Below are 22,872 nucleotides of genomic sequence, written 5' to 3' on the forward strand. Positions count from 1 at the left end.
ATTTTTTTTCATTATATCATTGATTATGTAATAATTATAAGTGTTATTATCACATCATTAACGTTATTGGTCTTTCATCTCAATATATTGAATAGGACTGTTGTTTTTTACTGCAATAATAACTTCCTGGTTTTCAACCTCAATGGTGGCCATATCTTTCACATCTCCTGGTACGAAGAAACCACTTTTAGAAGGTACAATTGGGTTAAAATTACCGGTTCCATCTCCTTTAAGGAGCATTCCATACCCGGCATCGTTTCTTGTGGTTTCTACTTCAGACCAGAAAAGGTTCCCGGCAATTAAAGCGTCAAGATGGCCGTCCTTATCATAATCTTTTACAAGAATTTGATTAATTGAAGATATTTGGGCCACGTTTGGTAGTTTGTGAATTTTAAATTTCCCTTCAGCATTTTCTAAATAGATGCTGGAAAAAGATTTTACCTGGTAATGGAGAGAATTCTCCAGTTCTTTTTCCGAATAAACGTCCTCCAGGGTAGCTGTTGAAAAAGATTCGTAATCTGGAAACTTCTCCTTTATACCGGGAATTTGTTGGGAGGAGCATTCTCTTCCTCTCAATGGAAACTTTTCTCCTTTGTTATAATAGCTTAAAACAATATCACTGTTATTATTTCCATCAAAATCTTTAAAATAGATGTCAAAGGTTTCGTCTTCGCTGGCTGTATATTTATAATTTTCACCTAGATTTCCTACTATAAAATCCTGGTCCCCGTCATTATCAAAATCACCTTTTTTAATACTCCACCACCAGCCGGCAGTATCATCGGTAATTCCCATATCTTCAGAAACATCCGTAAATGCTGTTTTATTATTCCTGAAAATTTTTATTGGCATCCATTCACCTACTATAATAATATCCTGCCAGCCGTCATTATCAAAATCAACAATTTCTGCACTGGTTGCCATCCCTAAAAATTGAAGAAATGGAGCAACCGATTGAGTTACATCTTTAAACGATACTTTTCCATTTTTGCTGTTATTTTTTAAAATATAACTGTTAGCGGGTTTTGGATAATTACCGGGAACTAATCTTCCCAAAACCAATAATTCTTCCTTTCCATCTTTATCAAAATCGGCTTTGTATACTTTAGAACCACTGTCGTACATTTTTGGGAGAGCATTTAAGTCTCTTGTAAAATTCCCTTTTCCATCATTGATATATAACCTGTCCTGAAGCATTTCAGAATCTGGATCAAACTCATTGCCTCCACTAACTACATAGATATCGTTATGGCCATTTCCGTTAGCATCAAAAATTAACGCGTCAAGGTCTTCGTAAGCTTTATCCTTTCCAAAAGCAGCACTGGTTTGCTTTTTAAAGCCGTTATCAGTCCAAAAATATAATCCTGCTTCATAAGTGGCTGCACCTCCTACAATAAAATCTTCTTTACCATCGCCGTTTAAATCTCCAACCGCGATACTGGGACCAAAGGTAGAGGTGCGGTGGGGAAGAAGTACTTCGTCTTTAAAATCGTCGTACTCATTTTCAATATGCTTATGATTAGGAAATGAAGTTGAATCTGTTATTGTTGAAAATAAGGTTTCAGGCTTTAGTTCATTAGAAGTTTCTATTGCTGAAGCATCTTCGTAATTAAAACTTAGAAACTGATTTGCTTCTACATCCTCCCTTATTTCAACTTTCCCATCTGGCCATTCAATTCTAATTTCGTCAATAAGATCTGCCTGCGCAAGTCCAAAATGAAGTTGAGGCGCCACAGAAGACTGAAAGCCACGGGACAAAGTTAATTCCTGCATCTGTTCAGTATCGTTTGCGGTAACATACGCCCTGCTGCCTATACCGAATTTATTTTTCTCGGGTCCTTGCAGTTTAATTTGCACATAATTATTTTTTGTGGAACTCTGGTTTTCAAAAACCGAAGCTGTGTCGTCTATATTGTTGGTGATAATTTCCAAATCACCATCATTGTCAAGATCTACATAAACTACTCCGTTAGAAAATCCTTCATATACAATTCCCCATTTTTCATTAGCTATATTAAAGGTAAGATCACCGTTATTTTCAAAAATAAAATTGTCTATTTTTTCTGAAGGAATATTTAAACTTTTTTCAAGACGGTCTTCTTTAGTAAGCGACTTGTTTTTAAGCTCGTTAAAATAATCGTTGTTGTTTATTTCTCTTCGTGTGCCGTTGGTTACAAAAAGATCTTTATGGCCGTCATTATCAAAATCGGCAAAAAGCGGGCCCCAGCTCCAATCTGTAGAAGCGGCACCGGCAATACGGGATTGATCTGCAAAAAACGGTGTGTTATTGTTAAAAACTCCCGTATTGGTTTGCAGCACGTTCTGCATGTATTGATAGTGAAAACCAGCTTCTACAGTACCCCAGAACAAATCGGGGTTCATACTGGCCATATTGGCTTTTTTTCTCCTATTATCTTTGGCAGACATATCTACCTGATAAATATCTAAAAGCCCATCGTTATTATAATCTGCTATATCTACACCCATTCCGTAAAATGAAGTGTGAGAGGTAGCATCTTTTACCACTTCTCTAAAACTGCCTTCACCATTGTTTATATACATAAAATCTGGGGAACTAAAATCGTTAGAAATATAGAGGTCTGGCCAACCATCGTTATTTAAATCTCCAACTGTTGCAGAGAGCGTTAACCCGAAACTTCTAACCCCTGCTTCGTTAGTAACATCGGTAAATTTCCCACCGTCGTTACGCATTAAATGATCGGTTTGCAGATCGGTTACACTATTCATTTGGTATTCATATACAAAATTTGGAGCGTCAAAACGGGTTGGAGGGTAATTGGCTATGTAAACATCAAGGTCACCATCTTTGTCGTAATCAAAAAAGGTGGCCTGTACACTATTACCGGGATCGTCTAAACCATATTCTTTAGCTTTTTCACTAAAAGTTCCATCTCCATTATTTATAAAGAGCTGGTTGTTTTTAGGTTGAAATTTTCCTCCTACAGAAAGATAAATATCCAGAAAACCATCTGCATTAACATCGGCCATGGTGACTCCTGTGTACCATCTCTCATCTCCCGCAACCCCGGCAGATTCTGTAATATCTTCAAATTCCATATTTCCTTTATTCAAATAAAGTTTATTGGGAACCTGGTTTCCTGTAAAATAAAGATCTGGAAGGCCATCGTTATTAATGTCTCCGGTAGATACCCCTCCACCCATATAAATATAAGAGTAGGTAAAGTAATTTAAGGAATCGTTTTCGGTAAGGTTGTTACTAAAATTGATACCAGATTTTGCGGCAGAAACATTGCTGAAGATTTTAGTATTTTCAGTCGATTCTTTTTTCGCTAATTCCTTTTCCTCTGGGGCAGAATCCTTACACGAAATAATTAAAAAGAAAAAAATCAGGAAAAATGACTTATAAAGTATTTTCATTTTGGGATGATTATTTTGGAGGGTATTGTTTGAATTTAACCTGGTATGGCTATTTATTGAAATTCCAGGGATTAATTATTTGAAAGACTGGTGTGCTTGCTTATTACAGGTTCTCCTATGTGTTTTTTAAAGAAGATCCAGTTTTCCCGGGCTACCTTTCTTCCTAACTTTAGCCCTTCAATATTATCTGCCTGGATATGGTAACCGCCAAGAACCCGGGATAAACCGGCCATTTCTGCAGCTTCCGAGAAAGTAGGGAATTCTAAAGTGACTTCCTTACCAAGTCGGTTTGGCTCTGTTAGGATGCCGGGAGTTAATGTAACTTCAGACCCAAATTCGTCACTTCCGGTAAAAAGTTTTAAAGCTTCACCACAGGCACCACTAATGGCACTGTGGCCCGATACATAACCGGGAAAAGGAGGGCATAAGAAAGTGGAAGGAGAATATGGTCTCCAGTCCTGTCCTTTCATTTCTACCATTCCTTTTTCTGGGCCTCCCCAACCGTAAATATCTTCGTCTTTGAAAAATTCATGAACTAAAGCATAAGGCCGGGCGTAATCGTAATACATTTTACTATCCCAGCAGGCAATAAATGCATCCATTGCAGTGATCTGGTTGTAGAAATACATTTTTACATCTTTATCCAGGTTATGTTGATCCCGAACTGAAACTTCCTGGGCAAACTTTAGCCAATGGCCGGCCTGTTGTACCGATTGCGGGCCATCTCGCATAAATTCTACCAGGGCTCTTTGCTCATCGGTTAGATTTGCCTGTAATTCTACTACTTCTTTTACTTCTTCCTCTAATTGTTTTGAACCTACCATTGGTGGTGGTCCCGGCCTGAACTGGTCTGCCGATTGTAATCCAACTGGCTCCACCTTGTGCCAGTAGGGCGTTAAACATTTTGGAACGAATTGGCCTCCTTTTCCATCAGAGAAATATTTAGATTGCCACCTGTTAAGGTCTATATTCTCATCGGCAGAATTAACGGGTTTGTAACCCATATAATCAAAATAAGCCTTACCATTAGAGCCTTCTTCTTCTCCATATTGATTTGCGCCATCATTATGCCTGGCTTCTATTACGGCTTTTGCTGCCAGGTTACCTATTCCAACAGCGGTATTAGGATCTAAAGAGGTGTCATCTGGGTCTAATCCCAGTTCTACCATAAATTCCCGAAACATAGACTCATCGGTAAAGTAATATTCGTTCATAGTCCTAAAAGCCGCATAACTTATGGCAATTTCCTTATTTTTTAAATTCTGTTCTTGAAGTGGGCGTCGTTCAACGCCCTGCATATAAACTGGAATTGCTTTATCATCATACCGGGACCAGGCATCAAAAACTGCGGTGAAAATAAGCCCGAGGAAACGAGAACTTATCGTGGGTCTTGGATTAAATCTGTCGGTATCTTTTGCTGTAGCTTCTAAAGCTAATTTTCCCCATTTGTAAGCAAGATTATTTTCTCCCAGTTTTTCGTTAGGAGTAATTACTTCAATTTTATTGTCTGTAGTTGGAGGAGAGGTTGTAGTAACTTCCATTCCACCTTGAAAATTTAAAAAAAGTAATGTAATAAATCCCCACATAATTTTTTGTTTTTATTAACATATAAAATAAGTGAATTTTTTTTATACCTACTAAATTATTTCCGGCTTTTTTCGGGAGCAGATTGCCCTAAACACTTTTAAATTAGGGTGGTAGTGCCTCGTAGCCCAGTCTACGCAATGGATTGCCTAAAAATGTAGGTTTTAAAATTTTTTTAAATAATTTTTTTAAAAATCACTTTTATTCCCTTTTCCTGAAGTTTATTAAATAAAAACCCTCTTCAAGTTTAATTTGTAATTTTTCGGTACTCTTTAAGATTACAGAGGAAAGATTAATTCTTCGTAAATTTGCACTCACTATTTTTTATTTCAGCAAAGCATACCAGCTTAAAGAAATTCTAAAAACTAAATTATAAATGAATAGTATCTTACATATAAAAAACATGGTTTGTGACCGTTGCCTTATGAGTGTAGAAAACACTTTGGAGCAACAAAAACTTAAATATGTAGATATTAGTTTAGGCAGGATAGAGTTTGAGAAAGAGCTCTCTTTAGAGCAATTTAAGCTTTTTGAAGAAGCGCTTAAAGCAAACGGATTTGAAATTGTAGCTGAACGCCATGATAAAATTGTTACCGATATTAAATCTATAATTATTGAATGGGTTTACGAACGCAAAGATTTTAAAAACAAAAAGCTTTCTGAAGTTTTAAGTGAAGAACTACATTACGATTATAGTCATCTTACCAGTATTTTTAGTAAAGCCGAAGGACAAAGCATTCAAAGTTTTCAAAATAAAATTAAAGCTGAACGCATTAAAGAATTACTGGAATATGATGAATTAAATATTTCAGAAATTGCCGATAAATTGCAATTTGGTAGTGCAGCGTATCTTTCAACTTTTTTCAAAAAAGAAACCGGCTTAAACCCATCCCAATACAAACTTCACCACCAGGAGCGAAAATCTCTGGATAAATTGTAGCAAACAAATTTAGACCATAGTAATATTGTTTTATTAGTTAATTGGGAGTAAAATCCGTTTTAATCTTTTCAATTTTCTTATAACTTCTTACCATAATTTTAAAACTCATTGCGGTTAATAGTGCTTAACTTTGATTTAAACCATTAAAAACCAATATTATGAGAAATGAGAAATTGTTAAGCACCTTAGGGAATTGCATTAATCATTGTAACTATTGTGCTGATGCCTGTCTTGATGAAGACAATGTGAAAATGATGAAAGACTGCATTAGAACCGATCGTGTTTGTGCAGAGGTTTGTAGCACCCTTAACCAGGTGTTGGTCACCGGCTATAAAAATGTAGACGGACTTGTAAAATATTGCATTGAAATTTGTAATGCGTGTGCCGATGAATGCGGTAAACACGAACATCAACACTGTCAGGATTGCGCTAAAGCCTGCCGTGAATGTGCAAAAGCTTGTGAAGCTTACTTAGCATAAAATTTAATTTTAAAGGCTGTTTGATTTTTTACTAGTAGACGTTACCCTGAACTTGTTCCAGGGTCTAATTTCTTTCAATTTAGATGCTAAAATAATCCCGAAGCTTCGGGACAGCATGACGTAAGTAACAATAGAGGTTCAAACAGCCTTTTTTTCTCCAATAAAATCTATGAAACATACTTATCAAATTTCCGGGATGACCTGTATGGGTTGCAGGGCCCACGTTGAAAATACTTTAAAAAATGTTGAAGGGGTTATTGATGCCCGGGTAGATCTTGAAAAAGCTGCTGCGGAAATTGAAATGCAAAAACATATTGAAATTGAAAAATTTCAAAAAGCACTGGAAGACAGCAACTATCAAATTCATCCAAAAAACGAAAGCCTTAAAACATATCCGGTGAGTGGAATGACCTGTATGGGTTGTAGATCTCACGTAGAAAAAACGCTAAGTAAAGTTGAAGGGGTAAAAAGTGCTGAAGTAAATCTCGAAAAAGAGGAAGCAAAAATTGTTGCTAGACAGGATGTTTCTTTAGAAAAATTGCAGCAAGCCTTAAAGGAAGATGGGGGACATTATGAAATTCACGAACCCGGTAAAAAAGTAAAATCGAAAAAGAAAAAAACTTCTCAATCAGAGCAGGGAACAGGTGTTTATTATTGCCCTATGCATTGTGAAGGCGATAAAACTTATACTGAGCCCGGTGATTGCCCGGTGTGCGGAATGGACCTGGTAGAAGAAGCCAGCCTAAAACCACAAGCTACTACGTATACCTGCCCCATGCATCCTGAAGTGGAGCAGGATGGTCCCGGTTCCTGTCCCAAATGTGGAATGGACCTGGTGCCCAAAGAACCGGAAGAATCTTCAGAAAGTAAATCTTATAAAAAGTTACTCAAAAAGTTTAAAATAGCCGTAGCATTTACCCTTCCCATTTTTATTATCGCGATGTCTGAGATGATTTCAGGCAATCCGCTTTATGAAATTTTAGACCAACAATATTGGAATTGGATTCAGTTTGGTTTATCAATTCCTGTGGTCTTTTATGCTACCTGGATGTTTTTTGAACGTGCGTGGAAATCTATAAAAACCTGGAACCTCAATATGTTTACGCTAATTGGCATTGGCGCCGGGGTAGCCTGGGTTTTTAGTGTTTTCGGCTTATTATTTCCTGATTTTTTTCCACCGCAATTTAAGACTGAAACGGGCACTGTGCACGTTTATTTTGAAGCGGCAACGGTTATTCTCACACTTGTTTTACTTGGCCAGGTTTTAGAAGCCCGGGCTCATAGTAAGACAAATTCTGCGATAAAAGAACTGCTGAAACTTGCTCCAAACAAAGCGATAAAAGTAGTGAATGGCGAAGAAAAGGAAGTTGCTATAGACGAAATTGAAAAAGGAGATATTCTAAGAGTAAAACCGGGAGATAAAATTCCGGTAGACGGAACTATCGAAAACGGGAATTCCAGTATTGATGAATCAATGATTACCGGAGAACCAATTCCGGTGGATAAGGCTGAAGGTGATAAAGTAAGTTCAGGGACCATTAATGGAAACAGAAGTTTTACAATGAAAGCTGAAAAAGTGGGAGATGAAACCTTGCTTTCTCAAATTATAAAGATGGTAAATGATGCCAGCCGGTCCCAGGCACCCATTCAGAAATTAGCCGATAGAATTTCAGCTTATTTTGTGCCGGTGGTAGTAATTATTGCGATAATTACCTATATAGTTTGGGCCATTTATGGGCCAGAGCCGCAATATGTTTACGCTTTAGTGAATGCCATCGCAGTATTAATAATTGCCTGCCCCTGTGCGCTTGGCCTGGCCACACCAATGTCGGTTATGGTAGGAGTTGGAAAAGGTGCACAAAATGGGGTGCTTATTAAAAACGCCCGTGCTTTAGAGCAAATGGATGATATTGATACTTTGATTATCGATAAAACCGGAACCATTACTGAAGGTAAACCCAAAGTGGAAAAAGTTGAAGTGATTTCTGAAGAAAATAAAGATGAAATTATAAAACTTATCGCTTCGGTAAATTCTCAAAGTGAACATCCGCTCGCTAAAGCAACTGTAGATTTTGCAAAAGAAAATCAGCTGAAATATACAGAAGCTTCAGATTTCGATTCCGTTACCGGAAAAGGGGTTACAGGCATGGTAAATAACAAAAGGATTGCCATTGGGAATGATAAACTCATGAAGGCTGAAAATGTTGAAATTCCTTCAGAAATAAATAAAAAAGTAACGGCTGAACAGGAGAAAGGTAAAACCGTTTCTTTTGTAGCGGTAGATGGGAAAGTAACGGGATACTTTACAATTACCGATCCTATTAAAAAAACGAGTAGAGAAGCTCTAAAATCTTTAATGGATGATGGGGTTGAGGTTTATATGTTTACCGGCGATAATGAGAAAACTGCAAGATCTGTTGCTGAAGAACTCGGTTTAACCGGTTTTAAAGCTGGAATGCTGCCGGAGGATAAGCAAAATGAAGTAAAAAGACTTCAGGAAAAAGGTAAAAAAGTAGCAATGGCCGGTGATGGAATAAACGATGCACCCGCCTTGGCCCAGGCCGATATTGGTATTGCCATGGGAACGGGAACAGATGTGGCGATAGAAAGCGCAGAAATCACCCTGGTAAAAGGTGACCTTAAAGCAGTTAAAAAGGCCAAAATGCTAAGTAAAAAAGTGATGAAAAATATTAAGCAAAACCTGTTTTTTGCTTTAATCTATAACACACTTGGAGTACCAATTGCTGCCGGGGTTTTATACCCGGTCTTCGGACTTCTACTTTCACCAATGATTGCAGCTTTGGCGATGAGTTTTAGTTCGGTTTCAGTAATTGCAAATGCTTTAAGATTAAAAAGCGCGAAATTAGACTAGAATACTAACCACCAAAACTAATAGAAATGCAGGATTTTTTGAGTAAGTGGGGAGAAGCGGCCTATACCAGCGCCGGTTTTTTCTGGATGGCTTTATGGGCCTTTATTTTGGGTTATGTAATAAGTAGTTGTATCCAAATTTTTGTAACCGAAAAGCGTATGGAAAAGACTATGGGTAAAGACGAATCTAAAAGTATGTTACTCGGTACTTTCTTTGGTTTTATTAGTAGTTCGTGTAGTTTTTCTGCTTTAGCTTCAACTAAAAGCTTGTTTAAAAAAGGAGCCAGTTTTTCTTCTTCAATTGCTTTCTTACTGGCTTCTACTAACCTTGTTATTGAGTTAGGAATCTTAATTGCTATCTTTTTGGGTTGGCAATTTGTGGTAGGTGAATATGTTGGTGGAATATTGCTAATCCTTATCAGCTGGATACTCATTAGGCTAATTAATCCGAAGAAATTAATACAAAAGGCACGCGAACGCCTGGACGAAAAAGATGAAGATGATGAAGATTCCGAAAAATCCTGGAAGAAAAAGATAAAGTCAGAAACCGGTTGGGCTAAAGTGTCCAGACAGTATGCTATGGAGTGGAAAATGGTTTGGAAAGATGTGACTTTAGGTTTTACTATTGCCGGGGTTGTCGCAGCTTTTGTTCCCGATTCCTTTTTTCAAACTTTATTTATAAATACCGGAAATGGAAACACAGATTTCGGCTTTTTCACTATTCTTGAGCATATAATTGTTGGCCCAATTGCCGCATTTTTAACCTTTATAGGTTCTATGGGGAATATTCCTTTGGCAGCTTTGCTCTTTGGAAAAGGAGTAAGTTTTGCCGGGGTAATGGCTTTTATTTTTAGCGATTTGGTAGTCTTCCCGGTCTTGAGAATTAATGCCAAATATTATGGCTGGAAAATGTCTTTCTTTATACTTTTCCTTCTTTTTACCGCACTAATTGGTACTTCTCTATTATTGCATTACGGGTTTAATCTATTTAATTTATTACCAGATCCTTCTTCAGTAAAAATTACCGATGCCGAACATTTTAAAATAGATTATACTTTTTGGCTGAATATGCTCTTTTTAGCAATTTCTGGGGTGCTAATTTATCTAGGATTTTTTAAGCGAAAAGATGTGATGCATATGAAGGAAATGGCACCTAAAAGTCAGTTATTGGAAACGAGCTTAAAATATATTGCTTTTGTATGCTACCTATGGCTTGCGGGTGGACTTATTGCTAAGTTTTTACTTTAAATAAAAAAGAGAGCAGAAAGGAGGTAAATTTTACATGGGTATCATAAAATTTAGATTTTCGATTTTTCCCGATACTGCTCTCAATTCAAACAAACTAAACTAACTAATCTAAAAACTCACTTTTCACTTTTTGATAATTAAATCAAAAAATTCTTTTTCATAGCAATTTAAGTGGCTTTAATAGTAAGACTATAGAATTTAAAAAAGGTTTAATTTATTTATAAAAAAAACCACCGTGTAGGGACGGTGGCTTCCAAACTAATTAATCCAAAAAAATGTTGAGGTTATTTTATTGGGTTTAGAATTAAATCTATTCTTTCTAAAGCATCCTGAAGGTGGTACCTTGTTAAACGGTCTCCACGGTTAGCTGCTCTTCTAATTTGACTTTGAAGCGTTTTAAGCTCTCCTCTTACTACAGGACGAATATCGCTTTGAGCAACATCTATATTGCTTCGGCTAATCCAGCTTCTGTATCTTGAAGGAATTTCGCTCTGCTCTTCAGTCATTAAATGCTCCATACGCTCAATATAAGCACGCTGAAGATTTCTGCGGTACCGGTCTATCTTTTGTCCCGAAGAAAGTTCGCTCCAAATTCCGGTTCTTACATCAGTCATCATATCTATAAGACCGTAAGCTTCGTTGCCGTTTATTTCTTCATTTTCCATTAAACGCGCCATTCTTCCGAAGTCCAGTAGATTATTAAGGCTACGTTCCTGCATATTTCTAATGCGTTCAACCTGTCCGTCAAATTCAATCTTATTAAAAATTTCCTGGTCTATTAACCATTCTGGAGTTTCAAAAAGTTGTTTGTGCAAGAAATTCATCGCCTTCTTTTGATGAGCTGCATCTACATGAGAGTAAACGGCACCTTCCTGGTCGTAAGTTTTATAATATTCATAAACTCCACCAATATTAGCCGTAACGTGCCCCATATAACGGTTAAACTGACTTAATATCTGGCCGTACATATCGTCAAGATCATCGTAGTTTTTACCGTCTTCGGCAGTCCACTCGATCAATTTTGGCATTATGCGCTTTAGGTTTTTAATTCCGTATTCACTGGCCAAAACTGCATCGTCACCAAGATCTTCAGTTTGAGAACTCGGGTCTATAACTCCACCACTTTGCTGACTTCCGAAGCGATATAAAGGATCACCTGCTTTTTCAAGAATCCATTCATCAAGAATTTCCTTTTCTTCTTCTGCAGATTTATCTAAAATTGGTCGGTATCCCCATTCTATAGCATATTTATCATATGGTCCAATATCTGGCATTAAAGCCACATCTCCATCTTCTGGCTGGGCGATATAATTGAAACGTGCATAATCCATTATGGAAGGTGCAGTTCCATATTCAGCAGTAAATTCTGGATCACGAAGATCTTCTACGGCGTAAGCAACACTACTTCCCATATTATGCGGAAGACCTAAAGTGTGCCCAACCTCGTGAGAAGAAACAAACCGAATTAAACGACCCATTACTTCGTCTTCAAATTCTACACTACGAGCGTCTTCGTTAATTGCCGCAGTTTGTACAAAGAACCAGTTTCTAAGCAGGGTCATTACGTTGTGATACCAGTTGATATCTGATTCCAGGATCTCTCCAGAACGTGGGTCACTAACGTGAGGCCCGTTCGCGTTTGGAATTGGAGAAGCCAGGTAACGAACTACAGAATAGCGTACATCTTCCGGGCTCCAATCCGGGTCTTCTTCTTTAGTTGGAGGGTCTTTAGCAATAATTGCATTTTTAAATCCTGCAGCTTCAAAAGCTACCTGCCAGTCTTCAATACCTTGCTTTATATAGGGAATCCACTGCTTTGGAGTGGCGCGATCTACATAATATACTATTGGCTCTTTTGGTTCTACCAATTCGCCGTTTTCAAACTTTTCTTTGTCTTCTTCTTTAACTTCAAGTCTCCAGCGGTCAAGATATTTTACTTCTTTACTTTTTTGAGCATCAAGCCCATAATCTGTTTGTCCGCGGGCAAACCAACCAACACGCTGATCGAAATAACGACGTTTCATTGGTTCTTTTGGAAGCAAAATCATAGAATTACTAAACTCTAAAGAGATAGAACCAGTACTTGCATTTGAAGGCGGTTCGCCTGCATTATAGGTTTTTACGTGTCTAACCTCAATATTTTCAGGATAGCTACGAATAGTATCTATATAAGAACGGCTATCATCTAATCGCGAAACTTTATATTGTTTTCTTGTGCCGTCTCTTAAACCCAGCGCCTGAACATCTTTGGTATAAAGATCGGTTACCTCAATTACGGTTGTTTTATTTACGGAATCTTTCCCTACAGTTTTTATAGGAAAACGTTGTAAAACAGGCTCAAAATTAGAGTTTACCACCGCCTCATGAACCGGAAGTGAATCTGCTGCGTAGATTTCGTGAGAAACAACTCTTAAAAGAACGTGGCCGTCTTTTTTCTGCCAGCGGTGAACCTGGGTATTTTGCTTTCCGCCCCCAAAACCAATTCCGGTAGCTGTCTTTGCAATTCTTGTTACCGTAAGCATTTCCCGGTTAAAAAGACTATCTGGAATTTCGTAGAAATATTTATCGTCTACCCGGTGTACAGTAAATAAGCCTTCGTCGCTTTTAGCGTCTTTAGTAATTACCTTGGTGTAAGGTTCTAAGTCTCCCTTCTTTTTTGAGGCTTCTTCTTTGGAGGCATCAGCCGAAGATTTATTGGGCTGAAATACCGCGCAACTGGAAACCGATACCGATAAGGCTACTAAAAAGAGCTTATGCGTAAATCGTTTGGTCATAAAGTTTAATTTTGGTTTGTGTGATTAAATGGAAGTGATAAATTTTCTTTAGCGAAGGCTAAAAAACGAAAAAAGACCACCATTTGGTGATCTTTTGACTAATTTATCTTAAAAAGGTTTAAAAAGTGAAGTTAAAAAGTCTTATTTTAACTGTTGTTTATCTAAACTGGAAAAGGTTTCTGAATTTTAAACTGCTTTTATCTTCATGATTTCATCATCTTTAAAAACATCTATCATCTTATGTTTTCTAAGTGATTTAAGGGTTTTGTCCCATTTTTTATTACTTAAACCAGATTTTGTTTTTATAGTTTCCAACTCCTGAATTTCATCACTTTTTAATAGCTGAAATACCGCTTTTTCGTCTTCGCTAAGTTCAACAGCTTTTCGTTCAGGTTTCATTTGTGGGAAGAATAATACTTCCTGGATTGATTGATTATTGGTTAAGAACATAATTAAACGATCCATCCCAATTCCTAATCCCGATGTTGGAGGCATTCCGTATTCTAAAGCTCTTAAGAAATCCTGGTCTATAAATTCTGTAGCCTCATCGTCTCCTTTTTTGGCCAGTTTTAGCTGCTCTTCAAAACGCTCACGTTGGTCTATAGGATCATTTAATTCAGAATATGCATTTGCGATTTCTTTTCCACAAACCATTAGTTCAAAACGTTCAGTTAATTCAGGGTTTTCGCGGTGCTCTTTACAAAGCGGACTCATTTCCTTCGGATAATCGGTAATAAAGGTTGGTTGAATATAATTTCCTTCACATTTTTCACCAAAAATCTCGTCTATGAGTTTTCCTTTCCCCATCGTCTCATCAACTTCAATTCCCATATCTTCAGCTGCTTTTCTAATTTCAGCTTCAGATTTTCCGGTAATATCGAATCCGGTGAATTCTTTAATGGAATCGGTCATGGTAACACGTTTGTAAGGCGCTTTAAAATCTATTTTATGCTGGCCAAAAACTGCTTCCGTAGTATTATTTACTGCAATTGCACAATGCTCCAGCAAAGTTTCTGTAAATTCCATCATCCAGTTGTAGTCTTTGTAGGCTACATAGATTTCCATCGCCGTAAATTCTGGATTATGCGTTCTATCCATTCCTTCATTTCTGAAGTTTTTTGAGAATTCGTAAACGCCATCAAATCCACCTACAATTAACCTTTTAAGATATAATTCATTGGCAATTCTTAAATAAAGCGGAATATCTAACGCATTGTGATGGGTAACAAATGGTCGTGCAGCAGCACCACCGGGAATAGATTGTAAAATTGGCGTTTCTACCTCAAAATATTCTCTTTCATTAAAGAAATTTCGCATAGCGTTGAACAACTTGGTACGCTTTACAAAGATTTCCTTAACCTTTGGATTCACGGCCAAATCGGCATAACGCTGGCGGTAACGGTGCTCGGGATCGGTAAATCCGTCGTAAGTGTTTCCGTCTTTATCTGTTTTTGGAAGTGGTAAGGGGCGAATAGATTTGCTTAGCAAAATGAAATCTTTAACCATCACAGTCATTTCCCCAACCTGGGTTTTAAAAAGTTCGCCTTCAATTCCTATAAAATCGCCTATATCCAGCAATTTTTTATATACATCGTTATACTTGCTTTTATCTTCCCCGAGACAAATCTCGTCGCGGTTAAAATAAACCTGGATTTTACCTTTAGAATCCTGTATTTCGGCAAAAGAAGCTTTTCCCTGGATACGGCGGGACATTAACCTGCCGGCCAAAACCACTTTTTTTCCATCTTCAAAATTCTCCTTTATTCCCTTGCTGGTGTCCTTTACCGGGAATAAATCTGCCGGATAGGGGTTAATACCAGCTTTTCTCAGTGCAGAAAGCTTTTCTCTTCTTACTATTTCCTGTTCAGATAATTGCATACTCGTATTTAAATTAATTGCTTGCTTTGGCAAAACGAGTGCAAATATAGTGACTATGTGGCTACCAACCAATGCGATATAATCCTGAATTTTTGATAATATTTGGAAGATAAAAATGCAGTTCTTTATCAAATAAGTTTCTGTATTTATAATCTTATCTTTGCAACATACTTGATAAAAGTTTTAGATAATATGAGTGTTTGGCGGGTAATTCTTTCGGTTCTATTCCCACCCCTTGCGGTTTACGATAGGGGTTGTGGATCTATTTTAATTGTACTAATCCTTACTATTTTAGGTTGGATTCCGGGAGTGATCGCGGCACTTATTATTCTGAATAATCCGAGAAAAGGCGTATGAACAAGCAGATAAATTTACAGAAATTAGGATATAAGGATTATAAAGAAACCTGGGATTACCAGGAAAGTCTTTTTAAGGAAATTCTTGATCTTAAAATTAAAAACCGAAGACAAAATTTAAACGAAATTACGCCTAATTACCTTTTAATGGTAGAGCATCCGCACGTTTATACTTTGGGTAAAAGTGGTGATATTAAAAATCTGCTTATTTCTGAAACCGAACTTGAAAAAAGGCAAGCTAAATATTATAAAATTAACCGTGGTGGTGATATCACTTACCACGGGCCGGGGCAATTGGTTGGTTATCCCATTCTAGACCTTGATAATTTCTTTACCGATATACATAAATACCTGCGTTTCCTGGAAGAATGTATTATTCTCACTTTAAAGGATTATGGCTTAAAGGCCGAACGGAGTCCGGGTGAAACCGGGGTTTGGCTGGATGTGGGAACACCATTTGCCAGGAAGATTTGCGCAATGGGCGTTCGTGCCAGTCGCTGGGTCACTATGCACGGATTTGCGTTAAATGTAAATGCTGATTTAGGATATTTCGACCATATTATTCCTTGCGGAATTGAAGGGAAAGCAGTCACTTCTTTAAATGTGGAAATCGGGAAGAGGGAAGTTTCTCTTGCTGAAGTTCAGGAAAAGGTTTTGAAGCATTTTGAAGAATTGTTTGAGGCAGAATTGAGTTAGAATTTATACAATAAAACTTCTTTTTCACCACCATTTACTACAAATTCCGGGCGGTTATCGATATCGGCATTGTTTAAGTTGATTTTTGAAGTTCCATAAACCGGAAGGCCTGCAAGCAATTCTGCGTTGCTATCAAAGATGTAAACTTTTTGGGTTTGTAAATCGGTTAAGCTGATGTAATACTTGTCGTTTACGTAATGGATTTCCGGTTCAGTGTAAAGTCCGTAATCAAGGTTTAATTCTTTCTCCCTGATTTTCAAAATATTTTCTGAAAGGCTAACCAATAAATTTGGTCTTGCAGAAATCTTATGGTTTTCGCTGAAATTGGTGTTTAAAGTAGTAACCTGCCCGGTTTGCGTAACTTTTACCAAATTTCCTTCAGCATTAGTTGAAACAAAATCGTTTTCAAATTCGTACCAGTGGTTATCTGAAAAATCTATACTTTCTTTTACGTTTACCCGATGTTCTCCCTGCCGACTCAAAATATTTAGTTTGCCAGATTTTTCAGGAAAAACGATATAATCTTTATTCTGAATTCTCAAATGTTTTGGTGCTTTTAAAATTTCAGAATTGGTTCTTCTAAAATCAAATCCTTTTACACTTTTTCCGTTTTTATCATACATAAACACTTCATCATTTTGAGTAATCAAAAAGCGATATTTTCGGTTATTATCATAATCAAATAGAGACAAAGGTTGTGTAATTTCATCTTTAAATTCTAATGGAAAAGGTTTTACGGTATTTCCGTTTCGGTCTAAAACTTCAATAGAATAGGGAGTTGCAAAAGCGAGCTGAAATCTTCCATTTTTAAAAAGATCTACCTGTTTAATTTCACCTAGGATAGGCCCGCTTAATTTTTTCTTCCAGAAAATCGTGCCTTTATTAGAAATTAGATAGAGCGTGTTATTTATATCCTGAACCGCGATATCCATTTGATTATTTAAATGATTTTTTACCAAAACCGGTTGGTTTAGTAATTCAGCATCCAGGCTTACCGAAAGGATTTCTTCTGTTTTGGTGTTTGAATTACTTTCGTTGTTTTGCGCCTCGAAAGTTCCGTGTATATGGGCAAAATCTCCTTCTTCCACCAATTGTAAAATCGCCAGTTTATGTTCACCAAAATCCAAATTGGTCATTTCTTCACTTAATTCGTTGGCTACCACCTCGGCCAGTTTGGTTTTTAATTTCTCGGTTTTTCCAACTATGAGAATAGAAGATTCCATAGCAAGTTTTTGCTGACTGTTTTTATAATAAGATTGATGCGCCAGTGTATTCTCGTTTACATAATTGGCAATTAATTCACGCAGTTGAGGTATTGAATTTGCGAAGATTAGATATTCATCAACTGCAAGGGCAAAATTGTTCTTTTTAGAAATAAAAATCGGGCTAAAAATTGTCTCAAAAATTTCGGGCTGAGAAACTTTATATATGGGAAAATCACGATAATTTTCTTCCAACTCGGCATAACCTGATATTAAGTCGGTGGCTTCAATATCTACCAGGGTTTTTATCCCAAAAAGGGTGTTTTCTTCAGTGTAAATAATTCCTGCTTCCTGGCTTTTTAGAATAATTTCATCAATAGGATTGGAAACTGAATCGCCTCTAAAGGTTTTTAAATTCTGAAGAAATATTTTAGGATTTTTATAAGCCAGGGCAGTAAAACCAAGCGCATTTTCAGGAATTATGGAAGCAAATTCTTGAGAAACTGTTCCTGAATTTTGAAAAATCTTATGCAGATTAGATGAGTTTGCCGCAATGCTAAGTCCGTTAAAAGAAATGCCTTCATTTTCTATATCAAGATCTATTGCACTCCACGGCGCGTAATTTTCTACATTTTGCAGCGCTAAATTTGGAAATAAATTTTGCTGAAAAGCCTTAAAATGTTGATGATTAAAGATTATAGAAGTCTTGTTAAGGTCTATAGCCGAATATACCCTTTGGAATTCTTCGGTATTCAACAATTTTTCTTTACCCAGAATTTGTATCAGATTTTCTTCAGAATTTGAAGCTATAAAAGGAGCATTACCTGTTGAAATAAAAAAGGTATTATCTTCCAAAACCATTTTTTGATAGTCAATGCCTTCTGTTTTAATACTTTCTAACGATTTATTTTTGATAGAATCTAATTGAAATTTTGGTTTGTCTTTAAATATTAAAGAATAGGTCAATTTCTCGTTTTCAGAGATTGAAAACGCGATTATGGCCGAGGTAAGCGTATCGGCGTGTTTCAAATATCCTAATTCCTTTTTCAGATAATTCTTAGCAGTCAATTTATTTCCATTAAAAAAGCTAAAATTTTCTAAATCCTGCTGAAGATTTTTAAGGTTAGGAGTTTGGATAATTACAGCAGCATCCTTTGGAATAAACTTATAAACAGCAATATTTTTTTCCTGGTTTTGACAGGAAATAAGAAAGAAAACCAATAAAAATTTGAAGAGAATTTTCTTCATAAAAACTAAGAATTTCAACAAATATAGAAGTTATAGGGTAAGTTTTAATTGTTCGGGTAAAAGTTTGAAGCTTTTCCTGTGATATGGCGTACTGCCAAACTTCCTTATTGCCTGGCGATGTTCTTTTGTAGGGTAACCTTTATTTTGTTGCCAGTTATACATTGGGAATTCATGATGTACCTTTTGCATAAATTCGTCCCGGGCAGTTTTTGCTAAAATAGAAGCTGCAGCAATGCTCAAGAATTTCCCATCTCCCTTTATAATACAATCATAGGCAATATTGCGATAAGGTTTAAACTTATTCCCGTCTACTATAATATGCTCAGGTTCGCAGCTTAGTTGATCTATGGCTCTATGCATAGCCAGAATGGAAGCATTTAAAATATTGATTTCATCAATTTCTTCCATATATACGTGGGCTACCCCATAAGTAATAGCCTCACTCATAATAATTTCTTTTAGTTTATTACGATCGTCTAACTTAGTTTGTTTAGAGTCGTTTAGTAACTTATTTTTAAATTTTTTGGGTAAAATAACAGCTGCAGCAGTTACCGGCCCCGCAAGGCAACCGCGCCCGGCTTCATCGGTGCCGGCTATTTGACAGGGGAGATTGAACATCTTTAACATGGTAGTGCAAAAATTGTAAGATTTTCGGGTATAAACAAAACTATTACTTCTTTTTGTTCGTATATAATATAGGGTAGAGAATAAAATAGGTCGCGCAAACGTATAAAAAACTATGTTATTGTCTTTTTTGTATTAAAATCCTCATAAAGTTTCACTTTGTTAAAAACCACTATATTAATGAGATTTTGCAGTATTCGTAAAAAAATAACCTTCAAAACCGGCTATATTTTATATCTTTTAAGGATGTTCTGATAATCGGAATGATAATTCAATTAAAAAATCATTTGGTTTATTAAGAATTTATTATGATTTTTGGCGTAGGCTAATTCAAATTTAAATAATAATGAAAAACAAATTACATGGAATTCTTACGCTATTGTTAGCGTTCGTAGTGCAATTAACATTTGCACAGGAAATGACGGTGACCGGGACGGTTGTCGATGAAGATGGTTTGCCTCTCCCCGGGGTGAACGTAATTGTTAAAGGGACCAATACAGGAGACCAAACCGATTTTGACGGTCAATACTCAGTTTCTACCTCAAGAGGTGAAACTTTAGTATTTAGTTATGTTGGTTTTGGAACCGAAGAATTGCTCGTAGAAACCGCAGAAGTAATAGATGTTGTTTTAAGAGTAGATGCAGGCTCCCTTGATGAAGTGGTGGTAGTAGGATACGGTACATCTACAAGAGAATCTTTTACAGGAACTGCTAAAGTTGTTGATGGAGATTTATTAAACAGAAAAAACGTTTCTAACGTTTCTCAGGCTTTAGCCGGAGAATCTGCCGGGGTTCGAGTAATTAATACTTCTGGGCAGCCAGGTGCTGAAGCTCAGGTGCGTATTAGAGGTATTGGTTCTGTTAATGGTAATACAGCTCCTTTATACGTACTGGATGGAGTTCCATTTACAGGAAATGTGAATGCTATTAACCCAGAGGATATTGCCTCTACTACTATTCTTAAAGATGCGGCTGCCACTGCAATTTATGGATCTCGTGGGGCCAACGGGGTTATCCTTATTAATACTAAAACAGGTAGAGCAGGACAATCTAGGATTGAAGTTTCTACTAAAACTGGTGTGAATTTTGCTTTGTTACCTAGATACAACACTCTTAACTCTCCAGAGCAGTATATCGCTTTAGGTTGGGAAGGTATTTATAACGAAGGAGTTGCAAGTGGTGCTGAAGATCCTATTGCTTATGCAAACCAAAATCTTTTTGGAGATAGTGGTTTAGATCCTCGTTATAATATGTGGAATGTAGCCGATGGTGGAGAATTGATCAACCCAGACACGCGCATGGTTCGTGACGGTGTTACCAGAAGATATAATCCTGAGGATTGGGAAGATTATGGTTTTCAGTCTTCACAAAGAACTGAAGCAAACCTTAGAATAAGTGGTGGAGATGAAACTACAGCCTACTCTACATCTTTCGGGTATTTGAATGATATAGGTTATATCATTGATTCAGATTTTGAAAGATATACCGGACGTTTAAATGTAACGCACCAGGTGAAAGATTGGTTGTCAGGATCTATGAATATGGGTTACACGCTTTCAGAAACCAACAATAATGGTCAATCTGAAGATTCAGGGAGTATCTTTTGGTTTGTAGATAATATTCCTCCAATTTATCCTTTATTTACAAGAGATGCTGATGGCAATCGTATTCCAGAACCTATTTATGGTGGTAATCAATATGATTACGGAGAAGGACGTGGCTTTGGTGGGTTAACCAACTCTATTGCAGATGCTAGATATAGTGGAAGTAATACAATGAGACATGAGCTTAACTCAAGTGCAAATCTTACAGCCGATATTACAGATTGGTTAAGTTTTGAAACCACTTTTGGTGCCCAGTATTATAATAGTAGCTATAATAGCTTACAAAACCCTTTCTATGGGCCAAGTGCCAGCCAGGGTGGTTCTATTTATAAAACTAAAACCGAATTATTTACTTATAACTTCTTACAGTTATTAAGGTTTAAGAAAGATTTTGGTGCTCATAGTTTTGAAGCACTAGCAGCTCACGAGAGTAATTCGTGGGAACGTCAGTTTTTATTTGGTAATAAGAACCAGTTAATTAATCCTAATGGAACTGAGTGGAACAACGCAGTTGTGGTGAGCTCGCCTCCAGGATCTTATACTGAAGATTATACCTTAGAGAGTTATTTTGGCCAGCTTCAATATAACTTCGATGATACTTATTTCCTTTCCGGAAGTGTTCGTAGAGATGGATCTTCAAGATTTGTTCAGGAGAAATGGGATACTTTTGGTTCTGTAAGTGGTGCCTGGGTACTTTCAAATGAGAGCTTTCTACAAGATCAAAATGTTTTTGACTTCCTTAAATTAAAAGCTAGTTACGGTACTCAAGGTGAACAGGCAGGTGTAGGTTTCTATCCTGGATTTAACCGTTTTGATATTGGTTCTTTGAATGGTATGCCTTCTTTTTCTTTTAATACTTTAGGTAATCCAAATTTAACATGGGAATCCTCAACAATGTTCCAGGCCGGGGTAGAGTTTAGATTAGGAACCTGGTTAGATGCGACTTTTGATTATTATAGAAAGAATACTGAAAACTTATTGTTTGAAAGAAGAGTTGCACCATCAACAGGTGTTGCTATTATTGATGTAAATGATGGAGAATTGCTTAACTCAGGTTTTGAATTTGATATTACTGCACACGTAATTAGTACTCAGGACGCTTTCTTTGATGTGACTCTGAATGGAGCATTTGAGAACAACGAATTATTAACTATGCCTATAGCTCCTGAAACAGGTGAGCCAAAAGTATTAGATCAGGCAGGTATCTATGGTAGAGCTGAAGGAAAGTCTATTTATGACTTTTATACAAGAGATTTTGTAGGGGTAGATCCTCAAGACGGGCAATCTCAATGGAGAGTGTTTTATACCGATAATAACGGAGATGGCGCATTCCAGGCTGGGGAACAAGTAACTAACCTTACTAACTATTTAGCAGATAATCCTGAAGTAAGTAGAGCGGACCTTTCTGAAGGTACTACTAAAACCTATTCTCAGGCAACTCAATACTTCACCGGTGAATCTGCTATTCCAGATGTTCGTGGTGCTTTTAACCTCGCGGCTGGATATAAAGGATTTACTGTGAGTGCACAGTTCCTGTATCAAATTGGAGGTCACGCTTATGATGGTGCTTATGCTACTTTAATGAATAATGACGTAGTTGGTGGAAACAACTGGCATACAGACATTCTTAATAGATGGCAACAACCAGGAGATGTAACAAACGTTCCTCGTTTATCTAACGATTATGATCCAAATACGAATGCACAATCAACTAGATTTATCACTAAAGCAGATTTTCTTGCTTTAAATAACGTGAGAGTAGGTTATTCTATCCCACAAACTTTCACAGAAAGTATTGGTGTTAACTCTTTATCGATTTTTGTATCAGGAGACAACTTATTCTTAATGTCAGAACGTGATGGATTTAACCCATCTACTAACATTGCTGGATCTTCTAGTATGTATAGATATTCTCCGTTATCTACCGTTACCGGAGGAGTTAGAATTAACTTTTAAAAAATATTATGAAA

General features: G+C 36.8%; 13 protein-coding genes. 7 read left to right on the top strand and 6 right to left on the bottom strand.

Features of this window, described 5'->3' with window-relative positions; genetic code table 11:
- Positions 1–63 precede the first annotated feature (63 nt).
- Entirely contained in the window at positions 64–3,399 is a 3,336-nt protein-coding gene (locus tag AO058_RS07400) for an FG-GAP-like repeat-containing protein (protein WP_083634147.1), read from the bottom strand.
- Between the two features lie 71 nt (positions 3,400–3,470).
- Entirely contained in the window at positions 3,471–4,940 is a 1,470-nt protein-coding gene (locus AO058_RS07405; protein ID WP_075327909.1) for a vanadium-dependent haloperoxidase, read from the bottom strand.
- 419 nt (positions 4,941–5,359) lie between these two features.
- Between AO058_RS07405 and AO058_RS07410 the strand changes: the two genes are divergently transcribed.
- From AO058_RS07410 to AO058_RS07425, 4 genes are all read left to right on the top strand, one after another.
- Positions 5,360–5,923 carry a helix-turn-helix transcriptional regulator gene (locus AO058_RS07410; protein WP_075325868.1) on the top strand — a complete coding sequence of 188 codons (564 nt, stop codon included), beginning with the start codon at positions 5,360–5,362 and terminating at the stop codon, positions 5,921–5,923.
- A 158-nt stretch (positions 5,924–6,081) separates the two neighbouring features.
- A complete protein-coding gene (locus tag AO058_RS07415; RefSeq protein WP_075325869.1) occupies positions 6,082–6,402 on the top strand; it encodes a four-helix bundle copper-binding protein in 321 nt (106 codons plus the stop codon).
- 169 nt (positions 6,403–6,571) lie between these two features.
- Positions 6,572–9,274, top strand: a complete 2,703-nt coding sequence (locus AO058_RS07420) for a heavy metal translocating P-type ATPase (RefSeq protein WP_075325870.1) — start codon at positions 6,572–6,574, stop codon at positions 9,272–9,274.
- Between the two features lie 26 nt (positions 9,275–9,300).
- Positions 9,301–10,521 (top strand): permease, encoded by a 1,221-nt coding sequence (locus tag AO058_RS07425; RefSeq protein ID WP_075325871.1) that lies wholly within the window; start codon positions 9,301–9,303, stop codon positions 10,519–10,521.
- Positions 10,522–10,805: 284 nt separating this feature from the next.
- On the opposite strand, the gene AO058_RS07430 is transcribed toward AO058_RS07425, so the two are convergent.
- Complete coding sequence (locus tag AO058_RS07430; RefSeq protein ID WP_075325872.1) at positions 10,806–13,295, bottom strand: zinc-dependent metalloprotease; 2,490 nt, start codon at positions 13,293–13,295, stop codon at positions 10,806–10,808.
- Between the two features lie 186 nt (positions 13,296–13,481).
- Positions 13,482–15,173: a lysine--tRNA ligase gene (gene lysS, locus AO058_RS07435; RefSeq protein ID WP_075325873.1), complete on the bottom strand. Its 1,692-nt coding sequence runs from the start codon at positions 15,171–15,173 to the stop codon at positions 13,482–13,484.
- A 192-nt stretch (positions 15,174–15,365) separates the two neighbouring features.
- Here lysS and AO058_RS07440 point away from each other — a divergent pair, with 192 nt between their 5' ends.
- Entirely contained in the window at positions 15,366–15,530 is a 165-nt protein-coding gene (locus tag AO058_RS07440) for a YqaE/Pmp3 family membrane protein (RefSeq protein ID WP_075327910.1), read from the top strand.
- The gene (lipB, locus tag AO058_RS07445; protein ID WP_075325874.1) at positions 15,527–16,225 is read left to right on the top strand and encodes a lipoyl(octanoyl) transferase LipB; all 699 of its coding nucleotides are present in this window, start codon (positions 15,527–15,529) and stop codon (positions 16,223–16,225) included. Before AO058_RS07440 ends, lipB begins: the two co-directional genes overlap by 4 nt.
- Here lipB and AO058_RS07450 read toward each other — a convergent pair.
- Together AO058_RS07450 and AO058_RS07455 are read right to left on the bottom strand one after the other, a co-directional pair.
- Entirely contained in the window at positions 16,222–18,675 is a 2,454-nt protein-coding gene (locus tag AO058_RS07450; RefSeq protein WP_075325875.1) for a hypothetical protein, read from the bottom strand. The two genes, lipB and AO058_RS07450, sit on opposite strands and share 4 nt — an antisense overlap.
- A 30-nt stretch (positions 18,676–18,705) precedes the next feature.
- Positions 18,706–19,302, bottom strand: a complete 597-nt coding sequence (locus AO058_RS07455; RefSeq protein ID WP_075325876.1) for a ribonuclease HII — start codon at positions 19,300–19,302, stop codon at positions 18,706–18,708.
- A 343-nt stretch (positions 19,303–19,645) separates the two neighbouring features.
- Here AO058_RS07455 and AO058_RS07460 point away from each other — a divergent pair, with 343 nt between their 5' ends.
- Positions 19,646–22,858, top strand: a complete 3,213-nt coding sequence (locus AO058_RS07460; RefSeq protein ID WP_156858133.1) for a SusC/RagA family TonB-linked outer membrane protein — start codon at positions 19,646–19,648, stop codon at positions 22,856–22,858.
- The last annotated feature ends 14 nt before the right edge of the window (positions 22,859–22,872 follow it).

The organism is Salegentibacter sp. T436 (assembly GCF_001932675.1).
GTDB lineage: Bacteria > Bacteroidota > Bacteroidia > Flavobacteriales > Flavobacteriaceae > Salegentibacter > Salegentibacter agarivorans.

Excerpts from the sequence above, each read along its gene's own strand:
- AO058_RS07455 (WP_075325876.1), bottom strand. The coding sequence starts at position 19,302 with ATGTTAAAGATGTTCAATCTCCCCTGTCAAATAGCCGGCACCGATGAA.
- AO058_RS07415 (WP_075325869.1), top strand. The coding sequence starts at position 6,082 with ATGAGAAATGAGAAATTGTTAAGCACCTTAGGGAATTGCATTAATCAT.
- AO058_RS07420 (WP_075325870.1), top strand. The coding sequence starts at position 6,572 with ATGAAACATACTTATCAAATTTCCGGGATGACCTGTATGGGTTGCAGG.
- AO058_RS07450 (WP_075325875.1), bottom strand. The coding sequence starts at position 18,675 with ATGAAGAAAATTCTCTTCAAATTTTTATTGGTTTTCTTTCTTATTTCC.
- AO058_RS07400 (WP_083634147.1), bottom strand. The coding sequence starts at position 3,399 with ATGAAAATACTTTATAAGTCATTTTTCCTGATTTTTTTCTTTTTAATT.
- lysS (WP_075325873.1), bottom strand. The coding sequence starts at position 15,173 with ATGCAATTATCTGAACAGGAAATAGTAAGAAGAGAAAAGCTTTCTGCA.
- AO058_RS07410 (WP_075325868.1), top strand. The coding sequence starts at position 5,360 with ATGAATAGTATCTTACATATAAAAAACATGGTTTGTGACCGTTGCCTT.
- AO058_RS07405 (WP_075327909.1), bottom strand. The coding sequence starts at position 4,940 with ATGGAAGTTACTACAACCTCTCCTCCAACTACAGACAATAAAATTGAA.
- AO058_RS07460 (WP_156858133.1), top strand. The coding sequence starts at position 19,646 with ATGAAAAACAAATTACATGGAATTCTTACGCTATTGTTAGCGTTCGTA.
- AO058_RS07425 (WP_075325871.1), top strand. The coding sequence starts at position 9,301 with ATGCAGGATTTTTTGAGTAAGTGGGGAGAAGCGGCCTATACCAGCGCC.
- lipB (WP_075325874.1), top strand. The coding sequence starts at position 15,527 with ATGAACAAGCAGATAAATTTACAGAAATTAGGATATAAGGATTATAAA.
- AO058_RS07440 (WP_075327910.1), top strand. The coding sequence starts at position 15,366 with ATGAGTGTTTGGCGGGTAATTCTTTCGGTTCTATTCCCACCCCTTGCG.
- AO058_RS07430 (WP_075325872.1), bottom strand. The coding sequence starts at position 13,295 with ATGACCAAACGATTTACGCATAAGCTCTTTTTAGTAGCCTTATCGGTA.